Annotated in this window: 13 protein-coding genes; 2 read left to right on the top strand and 11 right to left on the bottom strand. The window is 72.2% G+C overall.

Features of this window, described 5'->3' with window-relative positions; all coding sequences use genetic code 11:
* Positions 1-223: 223 nt before the first annotated feature.
* From HG542_RS23905 to HG542_RS23895, 3 genes are all read right to left on the bottom strand, one after another.
* On the bottom strand, positions 224-418 hold the full coding sequence (locus HG542_RS23905) for a ferredoxin (RefSeq protein WP_171084758.1): 195 nt from the start codon (positions 416-418) through the stop codon (positions 224-226).
* Positions 419-447: 29 nt separating this feature from the next.
* Positions 448-1,671, bottom strand: coding sequence for a cytochrome P450 (locus HG542_RS23900; RefSeq protein ID WP_171084748.1), 1,224 nt, complete (start codon positions 1,669-1,671; stop codon positions 448-450).
* Between the two features lie 99 nt (positions 1,672-1,770).
* The gene (locus tag HG542_RS23895; RefSeq protein ID WP_171084747.1) at positions 1,771-2,391 is read right to left on the bottom strand and encodes a TetR/AcrR family transcriptional regulator; all 621 of its coding nucleotides are present in this window, start codon (positions 2,389-2,391) and stop codon (positions 1,771-1,773) included.
* A 96-nt stretch (positions 2,392-2,487) separates the two neighbouring features.
* Between HG542_RS23895 and HG542_RS23890 the strand changes: the two genes are divergently transcribed.
* Positions 2,488-4,026 carry an MFS transporter gene (locus tag HG542_RS23890; protein WP_171084746.1) on the top strand — a complete coding sequence of 513 codons (1,539 nt, stop codon included), beginning with the start codon at positions 2,488-2,490 and terminating at the stop codon, positions 4,024-4,026.
* On the opposite strand, the gene HG542_RS23885 is transcribed toward HG542_RS23890, so the two are convergent.
* The 7 genes from HG542_RS23885 to HG542_RS23855 all read right to left on the bottom strand — a co-directional run bounded on the left by HG542_RS23885 (position 3,950) and on the right by HG542_RS23855 (position 14,764).
* Positions 3,950-4,963, bottom strand: a complete 1,014-nt coding sequence (locus HG542_RS23885; RefSeq protein ID WP_171084745.1) for a TetR/AcrR family transcriptional regulator C-terminal domain-containing protein — start codon at positions 4,961-4,963, stop codon at positions 3,950-3,952. The two genes, HG542_RS23890 and HG542_RS23885, sit on opposite strands and share 77 nt — an antisense overlap.
* Before the next feature lie 110 nt (positions 4,964-5,073).
* Entirely contained in the window at positions 5,074-6,678 is a 1,605-nt protein-coding gene (gene serA / locus HG542_RS23880; RefSeq protein ID WP_171084744.1) for a phosphoglycerate dehydrogenase, read from the bottom strand.
* Positions 6,679-6,905: 227 nt separating this feature from the next.
* The gene (gene ilvC / locus HG542_RS23875) at positions 6,906-7,907 is read right to left on the bottom strand and encodes a ketol-acid reductoisomerase (RefSeq protein WP_171084743.1); all 1,002 of its coding nucleotides are present in this window, start codon (positions 7,905-7,907) and stop codon (positions 6,906-6,908) included.
* 90 nt (positions 7,908-7,997) lie between these two features.
* Positions 7,998-8,522, bottom strand: a complete 525-nt coding sequence (ilvN, locus tag HG542_RS23870) for an acetolactate synthase small subunit (protein WP_171084742.1) — start codon at positions 8,520-8,522, stop codon at positions 7,998-8,000.
* Positions 8,523-8,545: 23 nt separating this feature from the next.
* A complete protein-coding gene (locus HG542_RS23865) occupies positions 8,546-10,387 on the bottom strand; it encodes an acetolactate synthase large subunit (protein ID WP_171084738.1) in 1,842 nt (613 codons plus the stop codon).
* 210 nt (positions 10,388-10,597) lie between these two features.
* Positions 10,598-13,486, bottom strand: a complete 2,889-nt coding sequence (locus HG542_RS23860; protein WP_373313083.1) for a putative bifunctional diguanylate cyclase/phosphodiesterase — start codon at positions 13,484-13,486, stop codon at positions 10,598-10,600.
* 303 nt (positions 13,487-13,789) lie between these two features.
* Positions 13,790-14,764 (bottom strand): 2-hydroxyacid dehydrogenase, encoded by a 975-nt coding sequence (locus tag HG542_RS23855; RefSeq protein WP_171084734.1) that lies wholly within the window; start codon positions 14,762-14,764, stop codon positions 13,790-13,792.
* Positions 14,765-14,838: 74 nt separating this feature from the next.
* Here HG542_RS23855 and HG542_RS23850 point away from each other — a divergent pair, with 74 nt between their 5' ends.
* Positions 14,839-15,861, top strand: coding sequence for an aldo/keto reductase (locus tag HG542_RS23850; RefSeq protein WP_171084733.1), 1,023 nt, complete (start codon positions 14,839-14,841; stop codon positions 15,859-15,861).
* Between the two features lie 40 nt (positions 15,862-15,901).
* Here HG542_RS23850 and HG542_RS23845 read toward each other — a convergent pair whose 3' ends face one another.
* Positions 15,902-18,913 carry a helix-turn-helix transcriptional regulator gene (locus tag HG542_RS23845; RefSeq protein WP_255316107.1) on the bottom strand — a complete coding sequence of 1,004 codons (3,012 nt, stop codon included), beginning with the start codon at positions 18,911-18,913 and terminating at the stop codon, positions 15,902-15,904.
* Positions 18,914-18,917: the final 4 nt, after the last annotated feature.

Genomic DNA, 18,917 nt, shown 5'->3' with positions numbered 1-18,917 from the left:
CTGCACCTGAGTCTCAAGGCGTCGCGTCTACGGCTGGGTTAGCGCCCCGTCAGGGGCGCGGGGAACTGCGCGAGCAACCACGACGCGCCCGCAGCCAACGTCCCCGGGGCTGCGCCCCGGACCCCCGCGGTGCGTCGACTGCGGCCCGGTGGGGGCTTGTCGCGCAGTTCCCCGCGCCCCTTACGGGGCGCCGGACGGGGCGCGACCCGCAACGCCCCGAACCTCACTCCTCCCGGAGGGAAATGGCCTGCACCGGGCAGGCCCGCACCGCTTCGTGGGCCAGCGGGTCCCCGCCCCCGTCCTCCCGGCCGGGACGGACCGTGCCGTACCCGTCGTCGTCCTGGTCGAAAACCGCCGGCGCGGTCAAGGCACACTGCCCCGACCCGATGCACACACCGGAGTCGATCGTGATGCGCACGCTCATGGTGGTGAAGCTCCGTTCTCCGGTCACCATGTGACCGGCAAGGCGATGAGTCCCTGCAGTGAACCGGCCGGCCTGAGGACCAACTCCTCGGCCGCAACGGCCGTTCGCAGCGAGGGTATGCGGGCGAACAACGTGGCGAGGGCGATCTCCAGTTCCGCCCGGGCCAGATTCTGGCCGAGGCACTGGTGCACACCGAAGCCGAACGCGATGTGGTGGCGCGCCGAGCGCCGCACGTCGAGGGCGTCCGGCCGTTCGTAGGCCGCGGCGTCGCGGTTGACCACCGAGGCGGGGAGGACGACGCCCTCCCCGGCCCGTATGGTGCGCCCGCCGATCTCGGCATCCTCGACGGCGACCCGGACCAGGCCGTCGGCTATGGAGAGGTAGCGCAGCAACTCCTCGACCGCGCCGGGCATCAGCCCGGGGTCGGCCCGCAACGCGGCCAGCTGGTCGGGGTGTTCGAGGAGCGTGTAGGCCCCGAGGGAGATCATGTTGGACGTGGTCTCGTGGCCCGCGACGAGCAGCAGCAGCGACAGCATGACCAGTTCGTCGCGCTCGATCCGCCCGTCGGCGTACTGCTCGGCGACGAGCCCGTCGAGCAGCCCGTCGCCGGGCGCGGAACGCTTGGCGTCGATCAAGTCGCCCAGGTACTCCTGGAGTTCGATCCGCGGCACCCGTGCCTCCTCCGCGGTCCGCGAGAGGAGCAGCCGCCGCGACGCGCTCTCGAAGAACTCGTGGTCGGCGTACGGCACACCGAGCAGCGAGCAGATGACCATGGACGGCACGGGCAGGGCGTACGCGGAGACGAGCTCGGCGCCGGGGCCGGCGGCGAGCATGGCGTCGACGAGGCCGTCGACGACCTGCTGGATCTGCGGCCGCAGCGCGTTGATCCGCTTGAGGCCGAACGCGGAGATGAACATGCGCCGCTGACGGGCGTGCAGCGGATCGTCGACGCCGAGCATCGGCAGCGGCGGCAGCTCCCGCTGCTCCTCGAAGCGCGGCATGATCGCCGGGAAGCCGGGATGCGTCCGGTCGGAGGAGAAGCGGGGGTCGGTGAGCACGGCGCGGGCCTCGGCGTGTCCGGTCACGGCCCAGATCTCGCGGCCGTCGTAGAGCCTCACACGGGTCACGGGTCCACCCTCCGCCGGCTTCGGGTAGCCGGCGGGCGGGTGGTAGGGACAGGTGCGGGCCTGCGGGAAGGCGGGCGCGGAGGGTGCGGTGACGGGGATGGTGGTGCCGGTCTCGTTCATGAGCAGCTCCCGGGTCGGACTGATGTCCTCAGGCAACCATTAGACCCACGTCACCCGCACAAGGTCCAGTACGCCCGGTAAGTACGACCCGGCGCAACCCTAATTGTCCGAAACTGCTCCTGACGGGGTGTCCGCCGGGTCGAGCACCCGCCCTTCGAGCACGCGGTGCATGCCCTCGACGATGTCCCGCCCCGTCGGCACGGCGGCCGGATCGATGAGCCACTGCACCCACAGGCCGATGAACAGGGCGTGATAGAGCGAGCCGACCGTGCGCGTCGCCTCGGCACCGACCTCGGTGTCGTCGACGCCCTCGAAGATGGCGACCATGCCCTCCCGGCCACTGGGCAGGACCTCGGCGAAGGTCTTCTTGAGCTCGGGATGCTGCTCCAGCTGCCCGACGACCTCCATCTGCACCTGCCAGAACTGGCGGTTGACCGAGAACCCCTCGATCACCGCGTCCCAGGTCGCGGCATTGCGCTCGTCCGCGGAGGCGCCGGACGGGACGACACCCTGCAGGCTGTGCCCGACACTCTCGCCCCACTCCTCGGTCATCTTCATGAAGGCCGCCAGCATCAGCGCCTCCTTGGACCCGTAGTGGTAGCCGATGGAGGCGAGATTGGCCCCGGAAGCGGCCACGATGTCGCGCGCGGTCGTGCGTACCCAGCCCTTGTCGAGCAGGCAGCGCTTGGCGCCTTCCAGCAGATCTTCGCGATGTCCCATGCGGACACCCTAGCCCGGCGCCATACGCCCGTCCCAGACGGCCGTCCTATACGCCCGTCATAGACAAGCGTTTAAGACGTCCGTATATTCCTCGGCATGACGAACCCCAGCGCACGCGCCGGGCGCCGGGAGTGGACGGCGTTCGCCGTGCTCCTGCTGCCCCTTCTCCTGGTCTCCATGGACGTCTCCGTCCTCTTCTTCGCCATGCCCGCCATCACCGCGCAACTGGCCCCCACCAGCACCCAGCAGCTCTGGATCTTCGACAGCTACGCCTTCGCCCTCGCCGGCCTCCTGATCACCATGGGCTCGCTGGGCGACCGCATCGGCCGCCGCAGGCTGCTGCTGTTCGGAGCCTCGGCCTTCGGCGCCGCCTCGGTCGCCGCCGCCTACGCGGACAGCGCCGGGATGCTCATCGCGGCCCGTGCCGTGCTCGGCATCGGCGGGGCCACGCTCATGCCGAGCACCATGGGGCTGGTACGCAACCTGTTCCGGGACGAGGCCGAGCGCACGAAGGCGATCGGCATCTGGTCCGGCGCCATGGCCGGCGGCATCGCGCTCGGCTCGGTGCTGGGCGGCGTGCTGCTCAAGTACTTCTGGTGGGGCTCGGCCTTCCTGGTCAACGTGCCCGCGATGGTGCTGCTGCTGGTGCTCGCGCCGTTCCTGGTGCCGGAGTCCCGCGACCCCCGGCCGGGCCGGTTCGACCCGCTGAGCGCGGTGCTCTCGACGGGCGCGGTGCTGCCGGTGGTCTACGGCATCAAGCGGATCGCGGCCGACGGGCTCTCGCTCCCCATGGGCCTGTGCATCGCGGCCGGCCTGGCCGTCGGCGCCCTGTTCGTGCACCGGCAGCGCAGCATCCCGGACGCCATGATCAGCCGGGAGCTCTTCCGGCACCGGGTCTTCGGCGCGGGCATCGGCATCAACACCCTCGCCACCGTCGGCATGATGGGCTCGTCCTACTTCACCACCCAGTACCTGCAGTCCGTGCTGGGCAAGAGCCCGCTGGAAGCCGCGCTCTGGGGCGTGCTCCCCTCGGTGGCGGTCGGCATCGCCGCCCCCGTGGCGGCCGGTGCAGGGCAGCGGACCGACAAGTCCCGTGTCATCGCCGCCGGTTTCGGCATCGCCGCCCTCGGCTACGCCCTGCTCACCCTGTGCGGACCGCGCTCGCTCGCGCTGACGCTGGTCGCGGCGGCCGTCATCGCCTGCGGGATCGTCGCCGTCATGGCAGTGGTCTCGGACATGGCCCTCGCCTCCGCGCCGGTGGAGAAGGCGGGTTCGGCCGCGGCCCTGCTGGAGACGGGACAGGAGTTCGGCGGCGCACTGGGCATGGCGGTCTTCGGCAGCATCGGCCTGGCGGTCTACCGCCGCGACACCGACGCCGGCCTCCCCGGCGGACTCCCCCACGGCGCCCACGAAACCCTCGGCGGCGCAGTGGCCGTGGCGCAGCAACTCCCCGGCCGGGCCGGCGAAGCGGTCCTCGCCGCGGCGCGTGCCGCCTTCGTCCACGGCATGCACGTCGCCGCCGTCGGCGGCACCGCGGTACTGCTCCTCGGCGCGGTCGTCACGCTCGTCTCACTGCGCCGCCGCGCGACGGCGACCGTCCTCCCGGAGCAGGGCGCCGTCGCGACGCCGCGATGAACGGCTCCAGCCCGTCGAGCAGCCGGGCCAGCCCGAACGCGAACATCGAGTCCAGCGAGAAATCCTCGTCGGCGCCCCTGAACATCCGCTCGTAGACGGGGAAATCACCGGCGGCGAGGATCCGCTCCATGTCCGCGGCGCGCGTCTCGATCCACTCGTCGTACGTCATCCCGGTGTCCTGCTCGGCGTCCGCCTCGTCCTCCAGGCCGACCGCGACGCCCCGCACGTAGCCGGCCACGGTGACCATGATGTGCAGCAACGCACCCGGGGGGAGGCCGAGTTCATGGACGGGCCGCATCGCCCAGTCCATCTGCGCGATCGCGTGCGGCGACATCAGCGGGCGGGTGAAGGACATGGCCTTCGCCAGCCACGGGTGCCGGCGGTAGAGCGCCCACTGCGTGCGCGCGGACGCCTCCAGCCGGCCCCGCCAGTCCGTCGCGGCGCACGCCGGGAGCGTCACATCGCCGAAGACGGCGTCCGCCATGAGCTCGACGAGCTCGTCCTTGCCGGACACATGGCGGTACAACGCCATGGTGGAGACGCCGAGTTCGGCGGCGATGGTGCGCATGGAGACGGCCGCGAACCCGTCGGCGTCCGCGATGGCGACCGCGGTCCGCACGATGCGCTCGCGGGTGAGCGCCCCGTTGCCCGCGGCCCGGGACCTGGCGCGCCGGGCGCCCCGGGCGACGGCCCCGGGCCGGGAGTCCGGGGCGTCCACGACCGTGCCCACACCGGGCACGGCCCGGACGAGCCCTTCCTGCCGCAGCACGGCGAGCACCTTGGTGGCGGTGGCCATGGCCACCGCCCACTCCTGGGTGATCTGCCGCGTGGACGGCACCTTGTCCCCTGCGCGGAGCTCGCCGGAGGATATCCGCGCGCGGATCTCGGCGGCGATCCGCAGATAGGGCGGATCGGCGGGCTGTCCTAGTGCACCCATGCGCAGCAGGGTACGCGGCTTTCCCCGTGCCCCGAAGGGGCGCGGGACCGCTGCACCATGCGGCTCCGCCGCGCGGGCGCGAGCAACCACGAACAACCCGCACCCGGCGGCTAGTCCGTCAGGTCGACGGCCCGAGCCGAAACCGCGCCGATCTCCTCCGCGATGTCGGCGAGCACGGCAGCCGGAATGGACTCGTCGACCGTCAGCGCGACCAGCGCCTCGCCCCCCTCCGCGGCACGAGCCACCTGCATCCCGGCGATGTTGACGCCCGCGTCGCCCAGCACCCGCCCGATGGTGCCGACGACGCCGGGACGGTCCTCGTAGCGCAGGAACGCCATGTGGTCGGTCATCGCCAGATCGACGTCGTACTCGCCGACGGCGACGATCTTCTGCAGGTGCTTGGGGCCGGAGAGCGTGCCGGAGATGGCGACCTCGCCGCCGCCGGAGAGCGTGCCGCGCACGGTCACCACGTTGCGGTGGTCCGTCGACTCCGAGGCCGTCGTCAGTCGCACCTCGACGCCGCGCTCCTGCGCGAACAGCGGCGCGTTCACGTACGACACGGTCTCGTCGACGATGTCCTCGAACACGCCCTTGAGCGCGGACAGTTCGAGCACCTTCACGTCGTGCTGCGTGATCTCGCCGTACACCTCGACGTCGAGACGGACGGCGACCTCACCGGCCAGCGCCGTGAAGATGCGGCCCAGCTTCTCCGCGAGCGGCAGCCCGGGCTTGACGTCCTCGGCGATGACGCCGCCCTGGACGTTGACCGCGTCCGGCACCAACTCGCCCGCCAGCGCCAGCCGTACGGACTTGGCGACGGCGATGCCGGCCTTCTCCTGGGCCTCGCCCGTGGAGGCGCCGAGGTGCGGGGTGGCGACCACGCTGTCGAACTCGAAGAGCGGGGAGTCCGTGCACGGCTCGACGGCGTACACGTCCAGGCCCGCGCCCGCGACGCGGCCCTCCTTCAGCGCCGCCGCCAGCGCGGTCTCGTCGACGATGCCGCCGCGCGCGGCATTGACGATCCGCACCGTGGGCTTGACCTTGCGCAGCGCCTCGTCGCCGATGAGCCCGAGCGTCTCGGGCGTCTTGGGCAGGTGCACGGTGATGAAGTCGGCGGCCTCCAGCAGCTCGTCCAGCGAGACGAGCTTGACGCCCATCTGCGCGGCGCGCGCGGGCTGGACATAGGGGTCATAGGCGACGATCTTCATGCCGAAGGCGGACATGCGCTGGGCCACCAGCACGCCGATGCGCCCGAGGCCCACGACGCCGAGGACCTTCTCGGAGAGCTCGACGCCCGTGTACTTCGAACGCTTCCACTCCCCGTTCTTCAGCGCGGAGTTGGCCTGCGGGATGTTGCGGGCGGTGGCGATCAGCAGACCGCAGGCCAGCTCGGCGGCGGTCACGATGTTGGAGGTCGGGGCGTTGACGACCATCACGCCGGCCTTGGTGGCGGCGGAGACGTCCACATTGTCCAGACCGACGCCGGCGCGGGCGACGACGCGGAGTTTCCTCGCGGCCGCGACGGCCTCCGCGTCGATCCGCGTCGCGGAGCGCACCAGGACGGCGTCCACATCGGCGATGGCGGGCAGGAGTTCGGCGCGGTCGGCACCGTTGCAGTGCCGGATCTCGAAGTCGGGGCCCAGGGCGTCGACGGTGGCAGGCGACAGCTCTTCGGCGATCAGTACGACGGGCTTGCGTGGCGAAGCAGTGCTCACGGGTCTCAGTCCTCACTGGTCCTTCGTCGGCGGGCCGTGTCCCGACGGCCCCGCAGACGGCGGTGAAGAAGGGGGCAGCCGCGTGGAAGACGCACGACGCTGTGAGCCTGACGCGTTGTGCTCCGCAGTGTATCGGGGTTGCCCCCGGGCCCCGTCGCCGTTGCGGAAACGTCACCCTCGCAAGGGGCCGGGCGGGCGCGGGGCGGCCCGCCCGGCCTGCGGCATGCTCACTCCTGGTCGTCGACCCAGCTCATCAGCTTGCGCAGCTTCTTGCCGGTGGTCTCCAGCAGGTGGTCCTGGTCGGCCTTCTTGTACTCGTTGTACTTGGGCAGGCCGGCCTCGTACTCCTTCATCCAGTTGGCGGCGAAGGAGCCGTCCTGGATCTCCGAGAGGACCTTCTTCATCTCGGCCTTGGTGGCGTCGTTGACGATGCGCGGGCCGGTGACGTAGTCGCCCCACTCGGCCGTCTCGGAGACGGACCAGCGCATCTTCTCCAGGCCGCCCTCGTACATCAGGTCCACGATGAGCTTGAGCTCGTGCAGGCACTCGAAGTAGGCGATCTCCGGCTGGTAGCCGGCCTCGACGAGGGTCTCGAACCCGGCCTTGACGAGCGCCGAGGCGCCGCCGCACAGCACGGCCTGCTCGCCGAAGAGGTCGGTCTCGGTCTCCTCGGTGAAGGTGGTCTTGATGACACCGGCCCGGGTGCCGCCGATCGCCTTGGCGTAGGAGAGGGCGAGCTTGAAGGCGTTGCCCGAGGCGTCCTGCTCGACGGCCGCGATGCACGGGACGCCGCGGCCCTCCTCGTACTGACGGCGCACCAGGTGGCCCGGGCCCTTGGGGGCGACCATGCAGACGTCGACGCCGGCCGGGGGCTTGATGAAGCCGAAGCGGATGTTGAAGCCGTGGCCGAAGAACAGGGCGTCGCCGTCCTTCAGGTGGTCCTTGACGGACTCCTCGTAGACCTTGGCCTGGATCGGGTCCGGGACCAGGATCATGATGACGTCCGCCTCGGCGGCGGCCTCGGCGGGGGTGACCACGCGCAGGCCCTGCTCCTCGGCCTTCACCTTGGACTTGGAGCCCTCGTGCAGGCCCACGCGGACGTCGACGCCCGAGTCGCGCAGCGACAGCGCGTGGGCGTGGCCCTGGCTGCCGTAGCCGAGGACCGCGACCTTGCGGCCCTGGATGATGGACAGATCGGCGTCGTTGTCGTAGAAGAGCTCGGCAGCCACGTGAGGTTTCTCCTTGCTTGTGGGTTGTGCGTCCCACCGTATGACGGGGGAACGAGTGTTGAGGGGTAGGGGTACGCGCCCCCCGGAGCGCTACGCGCTGCGGTCGAGCGCCCGCAGGCTGCGGTCCGTGATGGACCGCGCCCCGCGCCCGATGGCGATGGTGCCGGACTGCACCAGTTCCTTGATCCCGTACGGCTCCAGCATCTTGAGCATCGCGCCGAGCTTCTCGCTGCCGCCGGTGGCCTCGATGGTGACGGCCTCCGGGGAGACGTCGACGGTCTTGGCGCGGAAGAGCTGGACGATCTCGGTGATCTGGGAGCGGGTCTCGTTGTCGGCGCGGACCTTCACGAGGACGAGCTCGCGCTGGACGGCCTGGCTGTCCTCCAGCTCGACGATCTTGAGCACGTTGACGAGCTTGTTGAGCTGCTTGGTGACCTGTTCCAGCGGCAGCGACTCGACGTTGACGACGATCGTGATGCGGGAGATGTCGGGGTGCTCGGTGACGCCGACGGCCAGCGAGTCGATGTTGAAGCCGCGCCGGGAGAACAGGGCGGCGATCCGGGCCAGGATGCCGGGGGTGTTCTCCACGAGGACGGAGAGCGTGTGCTTGGTCATGGGGTCGGTCTCCTCGCCTGTTCTCAGTCGTCCTCGGTGTCGCCGAAGTCCGGGCGGACGCCCCGGGCGGCGAGGATCTCGTCGTTGGAGGTGCCGGCGGCGACCATCGGCCAGACCATGGCGTCCTGGTGGACGATGAAGTCCACCACGACCGGGCGGTCGTTGATGGCGTTGGCCTCCTGGATGACCTTGTCCAGCTCGGACGGGTCCTCGCAGCGCAGCCCCACGCAGCCCATCGCCTCGGCGAGTTTGACGAAGTCGGGGACGCGGGTGCCGGGCGCGGCCTCCGTGCCCAGCACGGTGTTGGAGTAGCGCTGGTTGTAGAACAGGGTCTGCCACTGCCGGACCATGCCCAGGGCGCCGTTGTTGATGATGGCGACCTTGACGGGGATGTTGTTGAGCGCGCAGGTGACCAGTTCCTGATTGGTCATCTGGAAGCAGCCGTCGCCGTCGATGGCCCAGACCGTGCGGTCCGGCATGCCGGCCTTGGCGCCCATCGCGGCGGGCACGGCGTAGCCCATGGTTCCCGCGCCGCCGGAGTTGAGCCAGGTCGCGGGCTGCTCGTAGCGGATGAAGTGGGCGGCCCACATCTGGTGCTGGCCGACACCGGCGGCATAGATGGTGTCCTTCGGGGCGAGTTCGCCGATGCGCTGGATGACCTGCTGCGGGGCGAGGGTGCCGTCGTCGGGCTGGTCGTAGCCGAGCGGGTAGGTCCGGCGCCAGCGGTCGAGGTCCTCCCACCAGCTGCCGTAGTCGCCGCGGTGGCCCTCGGCGTGCTCGTGCTGGACGGCGACGATCAGGTCGGCGAGGACCTCGCGGGCGTCACCGACGATGGGGACGTCGGCGGCGCGGTTCTTGCCGATCTCGGCCGGGTCGATGTCCGCGTGGACGATCCGGGCGTTCGGGGCGAAGGAGTCCAGCTTGCCGGTGACGCGGTCGTCGAAGCGGGCGCCGAGGGCGACGATCAGGTCGGACTTCTGCAGGGCGGTGACGGCGGCCACGGAACCGTGCATGCCGGGCATGCCCAGGTGCTGGGGGTGGCTGTCGGGGAAGGCGCCCAGCGCCATCAGCGTGGTGGTGACGGGCGCGCCGGTCAGCTCGGCGAAGACCTTGAGCTCGGCGGTGGCCTGCGCCTTGAGGACGCCGCCGCCGACGTAGAGGACGGGGCGCCGGGCCTGGGTGATCAGCTTGGCCGCCTCGCGGATCTGCTTGGAATGCGGCTTGGTGACCGGGCGGTAGCCGGGCAGGTCGGTGTGGGGCGGCCAGACGAAGGTGGTCCGGGCCTGGAGGGCGTCCTTGGCGATGTCGACGAGCACCGGCCCGGGGCGTCCGGTGGAGGCGACGTGGAAGGCCTCGGCGATCGTCCGGGGGATCTCCGCGGGGTCCGTCACCAGCCAGTTGTGCTTGGTGATCGGCATGGTGATGCCGCAGATGTCGGCTTCCTGGAAGGCGTCCGTGCCGATGGCCTTGGAGGCGACCTGGCCGGTGATGGCGACCAGCGGGACGGAGTCCATGTGGGCGTCCGCGATCGGCGTGACGAGGTTGGTGGCGCCCGGGCCCGAGGTGGCCATGCACACCCCGACCCTGCCCGTGGCCTGCGCGTATCCGGTGGCGGCGTGGCCTGCGCCCTGCTCGTGGCGGACGAGGATGTGGCGGACCTTCGAGGAGTCCATCATCGGGTCGTAGGCGGGGAGGATGGCACCGCCCGGGATGCCGAACACGGTGTCGCACCCGACCTCCTCCAGCGCTCGGATGAGGGACTGCGCGCCCGTGACGTGCTCGACGGTGGCGGGCTGCTGCGCTCCGCCGTTACGGGCCCGCGGCTGCGGATGATGGGCCCCGGTGGCCTGCTCGGTCATCGACATTCTCTTCTCGAAGGATTCGACGGTTCGACGGGTGAGACGGATGGATTCGGCTGGGCAACAAAAAACCCCTCGTGCCGTAGGGCAAGCGAGGGGAGCGCGTCGGTGCGGTCGGCAGGACCTGGACGGGGTCCTGCTTCAGCCGACGCGCTTTCCAAGTACGAGAATTCGGGTGCGCATGTCACTGACCCTCCCTCCGCTCCCCGCGGAGTGTCAAGTGGGTGGGACAGGCGTCTCATTATGTGAACGGAGCGGCGCGTGGGCCAGAGCGCCCGCACTGCCCACCGCACCGGAACGTACGGGCAGTGCGCCGCCCACCAGCAGCTCGTCCGGGCCGTCGGCAGAATCACCCGGAAGGGTGTAGCCGCCGCGGTCGAGCGCCTGGCGCAGCCGGTGCTCGTCCAGCGCACCGGCGAAGGCCTGGCCCTGGCCGTGGGTGCAGCCCATGGCGCGCAGGGCGCGGACCTGCTCGGCGTCGTCCACCCCGTCGGCCACGGACTGCAGGCCGAGGTCGCCGGCGATCCGCAGCAGCCCTGCCGTGATCTTGTGCAGCCGGGCAGATTCGGCCACGCCGTCGACCAGTTCGCGGTCGAGCCGGAGCACGTCGACGGGCAGCCGCCGCAGAGCGCTCATCGCGGCGTAGCCGCTGCCGAAGCCGTCGAGCGCGATACGGACGCCGAAGCGCCGCAGCGACTCCAGCCGGCGCTCCAGCTCGTCCAGCGGCACCCGCGGGTCGCTGCAGGTCAGCTCCAGGACCAGGGCGCCGGAGGGCAGGTCGTGGCGCAGGATGAGCTCCTCGACGTGCTTCTGCGGCAGCGCCCGGTCCAGCAGCCGGGCGGCGGACACGCGCACATGAACGGGCACGGCGTGGCCCGCACGGCGGCGGTGGGCGGCCTGCTCGACGGCCTTCTCCAGCGTCCAGCGGCCGAGTTCGGCCAGGGCCCCGCCGTCGCCGGACCGGGCGGCGTCGCCGCGCCCCGGCTCGCCGGCCCGCAGGAATTCGTCCGGGGTGAAGAGGATGCCCTGGGCCGAGCGCCAACGGGGCTGGGCGGAGACGGCGGTGAGGCGGCCGGTGTCCAGCTCGACGACGGGCTGGTGCAGCAGCGCGAACTGGCCGTCGTGCAGGGCGGTGCGCAGCCGGGTGGCCTGTTCGGCGCGGCGCACCACCTCGGCCTGCATCTGCGGGGCGTAGAGCTCGACGCGCCCCTTGCCGGCCTGCTTGGCGCGGTACATGGCGAGGTCGGCGTTGCGCATGAGGGTGCCGGGAGTGATGCCCGGGTCGGCGAAGGCCACGCCGATGCTGGCGTTGACGCGGACCTCGGTGCCGCCCTCGACCAGGTACGGCTGGGAGAGGGTGGCCCGCAGCCGGTCGGCGATCTCCAGGATGCGGTACTCGCGGGCGGCGGGGTCGCGGGTGCCGTCGCCGATGATGAGCGCGGCGAACTCGTCGCCCCCGAAGCGGGCGGTGCTGTCGCCGGCCCGCACCGAGTCCTGCAGCCGGCGGGCGGCCTGGACGAGCAGTTCGTCGCCGGCCTGGTGGCCGACGGTGTCGTTGACGGCCTTGAAGCCGTCCAGGTCGATGAAGAGCACGGCGGTGCCCGCGTCGGTCACTCTGCGGCCGGCCAGGGCCTGCTGCACGCGGCGGGTGAACAGGGCGCGGTTGGGCAGGTCGGTGAGCGGGTCGTGCTCGGCGGTGTGCTGCAACTGGGCCTGGAGACGGACGCGTTCGGTGACGTCCCGGCTGTTGAAGATGAGGCCGCCGTGGTGCCGGTTGACGGTGGACTCCACGTTGAGCCAGTCGCCGCTGCCGGAGCGGAAGCGGCACTCGATGCGGGTGGTGGGCTCGTCGGCGGGGGGCGCGGCGAGGAAGCGGCGCACCTCGTGGACGACGCGGCCGAGGTCCTCCGGGTGGATCAGGGAGGCCAGTTCGGAGCCGATGAGCTCCTCGGCCTCGCGCCCGTAGACCCCGGCGGCGGCGGGGCTGACGTAGCGCAGTATCCCGGTGGGCGCGGCGATCATGATGACGTCGCTGGAGCCCTGTACCAGGGAGCGGAAGTGGTTCTCCTTCTGGGCCAGTTCCTGGGTGAGCGAGATGTTGTCCAGCAGCATGATGCCCTGGCGCACGACCAGCGCCAGGACGACCGTGCAGCCGGTGAACAGCACGACGCGGTCGACGTGGTGGCCGTCGAGCACGTTGTACAGGATGCCCAGGGTGCAGACGGCGGCCGCGAGGTACGGGGTGAGCGCGGCCAGCGAGCCGGCGATGGGCCGCCCGGAGTGCGGCACGGGGCGGCTGCCGTCCTCGCCCTCCTCGCGGGCCACCCAGGGCGCGTAGGCCATGAGCATGTAGCCCGCGAACCAGCCCGCGTCCAGGATCTGGCCCGAGCGGTAGTGCTCGCGCAGCAGCGGGGAGGTGAACAGGGCGTCGCACAGGACGGTCAGCGCGAGGGCGGCGATGGCGGTGTTGATCGCGGAGCGGTTGGCGGACGAGCGCTTGAAGTGCAGCGCCAGCACCATCGACACCAGCACGATGTCCAGCAGCGGGTACGCCAGCGAGAGGGCGGCCTGCGCGACCGTCTCGCCGGCGAAGTGCGCCGTGTGCGCGAGGGCCAGGCTCCAGGAGAGGGTCAGCAGCGAGCCGCCGATGAGCCACGAGTCGAGGCCGAGACAGACCCAGCCGGCCCGGGTGACCGGGCGGCGGGCGAGCACCAGCAGGCCGATGATGGCGGGCGGCGCGAAGAGCAGGAAGCAGAAGTCGGCCGGGGACGGGCTCGGCACGTGCCGCCCGAGGACGACCTCGTACCAGCCCCAGACGAAGTTGCCGAAGCCGGCCATCGCGGAGGAGGCGGCGAACAGCAGCCAGGCGGGCCGGAACCGGCTGCTGTGCGTGCGGCCGTACCAGAAGCAGGAGGCCGCGGCGAGGCCCGCCGCGCCGCTGAGCCCGAAGTCGCCCATGGTCAGGGCCAGCTCGGCCGAGCCCCAGCCGAAGGCGGCGCCCGTGGCGTAGCCGCCGCAGACGAGGGCGAGGAGGAGCTGGGGGACCACGCCCGAGCCGGAGGCGGGCATCGTCCGCCGCGGCAGGGCCGCTCCGGGGGCGCTCACCGCGCCGCCTCCCCGGTCGGGGCCCCGGCGGGGGCCGGCTGCGGGAGGCGGGGGTCCGAGATCACCGGACAGTGGCTGCGTGGTCCGTGCGCTTGCCGCGTCGGGTTGATCGTCCATTGGCCGTGCATCGCCCGTCGCCCCCCTCGAGTTCCGGTACATCGCTGCGCCGTTCACTGCGCGGCGCAGCCCCCGGACCGGACGATACACCAGACTCGTCACTCAGGGACATAGCTCATATACATAGCGTAACTGGCTACCGGATTACGGATACTCAGCGCACTCAAATCGTGCCTCTACGTGGTATCAGTCCGCAGCGACTACGACATTCCGCAGAGGCTCGTCCAGTACAAATCTGGCCAGTTGATCGCGCAAGAGGGCCTTGGCGCGCGAGAAATAGGCCGAACTCGGCCCACCCACATGGGGGGTGACGAGAACGCCGGGTGCACTCCACAGCGGATGCCCCGGGGGCAGCGGCTCGGGGTCGGTGACGTCGAGTGCGGCCCGCAGCCGGCCGCTCTCCAGCTCGGCGAGCAGCGCCCCGGTCCGCACGACGGCGCCCCGGGCGACGTTCACCAGGAGGGCGCCGTCCTTCATCCGCGCGAGGAACCCGGCGTCGACGAGACCGCGGGTCTCCTCCGTGAGCGGCGTCGCGAGGATCACCACATCCGCCTCGGGAAGCAGACCGGGCAAGGCGGAGACCGGATGCACCCGCCCGCGCGCGGTTGTCCGCGCAGAGCGCGCGACACGTGCCACCCGCGCGCACTCGAAGGGTGCGAGCCGGTCCTCGATGGCACTGCCGATCGAGCCGTACCCCACGATGAGGACGGACCTGTCGGCGAGCGCCGGACGGAACCCGTGCCGCCACTCCCCCGCGTCCTGGGCCCGGACGAACCCCGGGATGTCGCGCAGGGCGGCGAGCGTGAGCGTCAGGGCCAGCTCCGCGGTGCTCGCGTCGTGCAGGCCACGGGCGTTGCACAGCTTCGCCCCGGAGGGCAGCGAGGACACGGCGGGCAGCAGGTTCTCGACACCGGCGGTGAGCGCCTGCAGCACCCTGAGGTTCGGCATCAGCGGCAGCGGACGGGTGCAGACCTCGTCGCCCTTCATGTAGGGGGCGGCGTAGAAGACGACACGGGCCGGGTCGGTGGGAAAGTCCGGTTCGCCGTTCCAGTACGCGTACTCCAGGCCGCCCGGAAGGTCCTCGATCTCCTCGGGCCGGATCGGCAGCCAGGCCAGGGGGCGGGCCGCGCGGGTCGTGGTACCGCTGTGATCTGCGCTCATGCCTGGAGGCTATGCGAAGAGGCGGTCCCGGCAGAGGTTAGTTTGGGGGCGAGGAACGGGAGGGGATACGGGCGGTGGAGCGCAGGAGAATCGGTGCGACGGCACTCGAAGCGGGCGCCGTCGGACTCGGGTGCATGCCCATGCACTGGGCGTACACCGCCTCCCAGCGGAGCGGCGAGGGCTCGCTGCGGACGATCCATGCGGCACTCGATGCCGGAACGTCCCTGCTGGACACGGCCGACATGTACGGGCCGTTCACCAACGAGCTGCTGTTGGGACGGGTGTTGCGGGAGCGCCGCGGCGAGGCCTTCGTGGCGACCAAGTGCGGGCTGCTGGTGGGCGATCAGCACATCGTCGCCAACGGCCGCCCCGGCTATGTGAAGCGCGCGTGCGACGCCTCGCTGCGCCGCCTGCAGACCGATGTGATCGACCTCTACCAGCTGCACCGCCCCGACCCCGAGGTGCCGGTCGAGGAGACCTGGGGGGCGATGGCCGACCTGGTCTCCGCCGGCAAGGTGCGCGCCCTGGGCTGGTCCGCGGTCGGGGCCCGCGCCCAGCGCCGCACGAGCCTGCGGTCCGGCGCACCGGCCGCGCGGATGACGGGGATGTACGACACGACGATCCGCCAGCTCGAACGCATCCAACAGGTCTTTCCCGTCAGCAGCGTTCAGGCCGAACTGTCGGTGTGGTCGCGGGAGGCACTGGACCGCCTGGTGCCGTGGTGCGCCTCGCGCGGCGTGGGCCTGCTGGCCGCGATGCCGCTGGGCAACGGCTTCCTGAGCGGCACCCTCACCCCCGGCCAGGGCTTCGAGCCGGAGGACGTCCGGGCGCGGCACCCGCGGTTCACCGCGGAGATGATGGCCGCCAACCAGCCGATCGTGGCCGGCCTGCGCCGCGTGGCCCACCGCCACGACGCCTCCGCGGCCCAGGTCGCCCTGGCCTGGGTACTGGCCCAGGGCAGGCACGTCATACCGGTGCCGGGCACCAAGAAGGCCGCGTGGGCGGTGCAGAACGCGGCCGCGGCGGAACTGCGCCTGACCGCCGAGGACTTGGCGGAGATAGCGGCGCTGCCGAAGGCCATGGGGTCGTGGGACTGAGGCGGACGCACCCGCGGCCGACGTCCCCGGGGGTGACGGGTCAGCTGCGGACCGGCGGGCTGAACAGCCCCATCCGGTGCGCCGTCGCGGCGGCCTCGCCGCGGCCCGAGACGCCGAGCTTGGCAAGGATGTTGGAGACGTGCACGCTCACCGTCTTCGGCGAGATGAACAGCTCCTCGGCTATCCGACCATTGCTGTGGCCCAGCGCCACCAGGCGCAGGACGTCACGCTCCCGCGGGGTCAGCCCGAGACCGTCGCCCGTCTGCCGGTTACCGCCCAGGGACAACCGGGCCCGCCGCCCCAGCAGTTCGACGGCCTCGCGCAACGGCCGGGCGCCCAGCCGGACGGCGGTGGTGTGGGCCGCGGCCAGTGGCTCGGCCGCCCCCTCTCCGCCCGCACCCAGCAGGGAGGCGGCCCAGCGGTACCGGGCGCGGGCGAGTTCGTAGGGCCGGTCGAGCAGCTCGAAGGCGGCCACGACCTCCGCCCAGCGATGTGCGTCCTCACAGCCATCCGCGCGCAGGAGTTCGGCGTCCAGATAGAGCGCGTGGGCCTGCCATACCGGGATGAACCGCGGCAGCCGCTTGGCGGCGGCCCGGATACTGCCGAGGACCGCGGCACGGCCCTGCTCGGCCGCCGGCAGGCCGCGCGCGTCCGCCTCGGCCGTGGCCGCGGCGATCAGCAGCGGCCAGGCGTAGCGCTGGGCGGCGGCCGGGAGGCCCGGGCGCAGGGTCTCGTCGAGGGCGGCGCGGGCATCGGTCAACCGGCCGCGGGCGGCGGCCAGTTCCAGGGTGCAGTGGCCGAAGGGGATCTCGTACTGCGGCTGCGGGTCGTGCGTGCCGTAGTGCGCGCGGGCCACGGCCAGTTCGCGCTCGGCCGCGTCCCACTCGCCGCGGGCCAGGGCCAGCAGCGCGAAGCGCTTGGCCGCCGCGCCCCGGGGCATGCGGGTCCGCGCCAGGCGCAGCGCCTCGCGGGCCGCCTCCTCCGCCTCCGGCCAACGGCCCAGCGAGTACAGGGAACAGGCCTTGTTGCCGTGGACCCAGGCCGTCGAGTCGCGCAGGCCGAAGCGGTGCAGCACCTCGACGCCCTCGTCCGCGACCGTGACGGCCTCCGCGGAACGGCCCACACCCTCCAGGGCGGAGGCCAGGTTGATGTAGCAGCGCCCCAGGACATGGACCTCGCCGAGCTCGACGGCGCGGGCGCAGACGGCGCGCATCTCGGCGAGGCCGCCCTCGACGTCCCCCGAGTCGATCCGGTGCCCGCCCAGGGTGAGCCGGGCGCTGAGCCCCGTGCTCTCGGCCCCGACGAGCCGGGACAGCTCGACCGCCTGCTCGGCGGTGGCGTAACTCTCCGGGCCCGGCGTGTGGACGGCGCTCCACGCGGCGGCCTGCGCGATCACTTCGGCGTGCACCGGGGACGGCGGCAGCCCCCGGACCAGCTCCTGCGCCCGGCCGAGCTCCGCCCGGCCGTCGCCGCGTGCCAGGCCCTCCGCCGCCTTGCCCTGCTGCGTCCAGAACCAGGCCGCGCGCAGCGGGTCCTTGGTCTCGTCCAGCATGCGCAGCGCCTTCCTGGCCACGGCCAGCGAGCGCTCGCGCTCCCCCGACATGTGCGCGGCGACCACGATCTCCGCCAGCAGGTCGAGCCGGCGCAGCGCCTCGTCGTCACAGCCGCACGCGGGATAGACGTCCGCGTGGTCGAACGGCCGCTGGGCTTCGCGGACCTCCTTCGGGACGTCCTCCCACAGCTCCAGCGCGCGTTCCAGCAGGCGCAGTTGCTCGGTGTAGGCGTAGCGCCGGCGGGCGTGCACGGCGGCGGCGAGGACGGCGGGCAGCGCCTTGGCCGGATCGTGCGCGTGGTACCAGTGGCTGGCGAGGCGGGCCGGGAGTTCGTCGGCCCGGACGAGGCCCGGATCCGCCTCCAGAGCATGCGCATAGCGCCTGTTGAGGCGGGAACGCTCGCCGGGCAGCAGATCGTCGACGACGGCCTCGCGGACCAGGGCGTGCCGGAAGCGGTATCCGTCGCCGTCCGGCGTGGCCCGCAGGATGCCGGCGCCCACGGCCGCGCGCAGCGCCTCGATCAGCTCGTCCTCGCCGAGGCCCGCGACCGCGTGCAGCAGCTCGAACTCGACGGCGGAGCCGGCCGCGGCGGCGATGCGGGCCACGCGCTGGGCGTCCTCGGGCAGCGCCTCGACGCGGACCAGCAGCAGATCGCGCAGGGAGGTGCTGAGCCCGCCCGTGCAACCGTCGGCCAGTGAGGCCGCGATCTCCTCGACGAAGAAGGCGTTGCCGTCGGAGCGTTCGAAGATCCGGTCGAGCACGTCCCGGTCGGGCTGGCTGCCGCCCGCGATGCCCGCCAGCTGGGCCCGCACCTCGGCACGGGTGAAGCGGCCGAGTTCGATCCGGTGCAGGGAGCGCATCCGGTCGAGCTCGGCGAGGAAGGGGCGCAGCGGGTGGCGCCGGTGGATGTCGTCGGAGCGGTAGGTGGTGATGATGAGCAGGCGTGCACTGTGCAGCGAGCGGAAGAGGTAGCCGAGGAGCTCACGCGTGGAGCGGTCGGCCCAGTGCAGGTCCTCGACGGCGAGGACGAGGGTGCGGTCGGCGGTGAGGCGCTCCAGCAGCCGGGCGGTGAGCTCGAAGAGCCGGGCGCGGCCGTCCTCGTCGTGCGACTCGCGGGCGGTTTCGCCCAGTTCGGGCAGGAGGCGGGCGAGTTCGCCCTCGTGCCCGGCGGCGGCCCGGGTCAGGGCGTCGCCGACCTGTCGGTGCAGGGCCCGCAGGGCGGTGGCCAGGGGCGCGAACGGCAGGCCGTCCTCGCCGATCTCGACGCAGCCGCCGGTCGCGGTGACGGCGCCGCCGGCCGCGGCGCCGGCGAGGAACTCCTCCAGCAGGCGCGTCTTGCCGACGCCCGCCTCGCCGCCGACGAGCACGGCCTGGGGCTCGCCGGCGGCTGCGCGCTCCAGCGCGTCGGCGAGCGTGTCGAGTTCGTCGGAACGGCCGACGAACACGGGGCTGACGGAGGTCTTCTGCACGTCGCCGAGCATCGCACAGGGGGCTGACATCGGG

It is taken from the genome of Streptomyces morookaense (assembly GCF_013030945.1).
In the GTDB taxonomy this organism is placed as follows: domain Bacteria; phylum Actinomycetota; class Actinomycetes; order Streptomycetales; family Streptomycetaceae; genus Streptomyces; species Streptomyces morookaensis.
This window is presented reverse-complemented; position numbering and strand designations above follow the sequence as displayed.